The sequence below is a fragment of the Bradyrhizobium sp. S69 genome, assembly GCF_009766005.1.
Taxonomy (GTDB): Bacteria; Pseudomonadota; Alphaproteobacteria; order Rhizobiales; family Xanthobacteraceae; genus Bradyrhizobium.
Genome location: NZ_LMUK01000043.1, coordinates 1 through 1,545, shown reverse-complemented (window position 1 = coordinate 1,545; position 1,545 = coordinate 1). Strand labels below are relative to the sequence as shown.

Below are 1,545 nucleotides of genomic sequence, written 5' to 3'. Positions count from 1 at the left end.
CAACCGCCGCATGAAGCGGCGGTTCCAGGAATGCGGCGTCGAAATCGCGTCCGCCGGCCAGACCATCCTGATGCAGGTCGCAGCGCCCGCCGAAATCGCCGCCGACGCGATGCCTCGGCGCGCGGCGGGTTGAATCATATCAGGGGGCTTCTCCGGCGTTCGTCCTGAGCGCCTTACGATATCTCCGGCGTCGTCCTAGGAGGTTGTGCAGTTATCTCCGGCGTCATCCTGAGGTGCGAGCTCTTGCGAGCCTCGAAGGATGGCCACAAGCACCAAGCTGAACACCATCCTTCGAGGCTCGCCGAAGACGGCGAGCACCTCAGGATGACGGCGTCGATTGTTTCACGGCCTCTCAGGATGAGGACCGGAATACTGGTATGATCCGAACGCCAAAGACGCTGTACGCGGGAATTCTCTACGCCTGCTTGCCGTAGCTGTAAAAGCCCTGCCCGGTCTTGCGGCCGAGGTGGCCGGCGGCGACCATTTCCTTCAGGAGTGGCGCCGGGCGATATTTCGGATCGTTGAAGCCGTTGTAAAACACTTCCATCACCGACAGCATGGTGTCGAGACCGATCATGTCGGCCAGCGCCAGCGGGCCGATCGGATGGTTGCATCCGAGTTTCATACCGGCATCGATGTCCTCGGCGGTCGCCAATCCTTCCGCCAGCGCGAAGATCGCTTCGTTGATCATCGGGCACAGGATGCGGTTGACCGCAAAGCCCGGGCTGTTCTTCGCGGTGATCGATACTTTTCCGATCCGCTTGGCGAACGCCTCGGCCTTGGCATGGGTATCGTCCGACGTTTGCAATCCGCGAATCAATTCCAGCAGCGCCATCAACGGCACCGGATTGAAGAAATGCAGGCCGATAAAGCGGTCCGGGCGATCGGTCGCCGCGGCGAGTTTTGTGATCGAGATCGACGAGGTGTTGGTCGCGACCAGCGCGGACGGCCGGACCTTCGAGCAGATATCCTTGAGGATCTTGACCTTGAGGTCTTCGTTCTCGGTCGCGGCTTCAATCACCAGATCGCAGTCGGCGAATTTCGCGGTGTCCGTGGTGGTCGCGATCCGCGACAGCGCCGCGTTGCGGTCGGCGTCGGTCATCTTCTGCTTGTTGACCAGACGCTCCAGGCTGGAGGTCACGACCGAGATGCCGCGCGCCAGCGCCGCGTCGGAGATGTCGGCCATTGTCACCTTGAGACCGGCCGCCGCACAGACCTGCGCGATCCCGTTACCCATCGTCCCCGCGCCCACGATACCAATCTGCTCAATCATTGCTCACGTAACTCCGCTTGCTGAAATGCCAGCTTCCATCGTTACCAGAGCGCAACAGCGATCGGTAGCGAAACCGGTCGTCGACGGCCCTATCGTCGTCCCGGCCTTGGGCCGGGATCCATAACCCCTGGCCTTCGTTATTGCAGAGGGCGTCTGCTTCACTGCCGAAACGATAGGACACGGCGTGATGGTGTGGACGGCCCCCTACGGCATCAGTTGTGCCAGAATGAGGTTGTTGAGATCTCAGACAAGGGAGCCGTCCGTGAGCCAGA

Annotated in this window: 1 protein-coding gene; it reads right to left on the bottom strand. The window is 61.4% G+C overall.

What is annotated here, in order from left to right; genetic code table 11:
- Window positions 1–415 precede the first annotated feature (415 nt).
- The gene (locus GSQ88_RS22480) at window positions 416–1,273 is read right to left on the bottom strand and encodes a 3-hydroxybutyryl-CoA dehydrogenase (RefSeq protein ID WP_159009962.1); all 858 of its coding nucleotides are present in this window, start codon (window positions 1,271–1,273) and stop codon (window positions 416–418) included.
- Window positions 1,274–1,545 lie beyond the last annotated feature (272 nt).

What these genes read in the sequence shown, in the direction of transcription:
- GSQ88_RS22480 (WP_159009962.1), bottom strand. Translation starts at nt 1,273, where the DNA reads ATGATTGAGCAGATTGGTATCGTGGGCGCGGGGACGATGGGTAACGGG.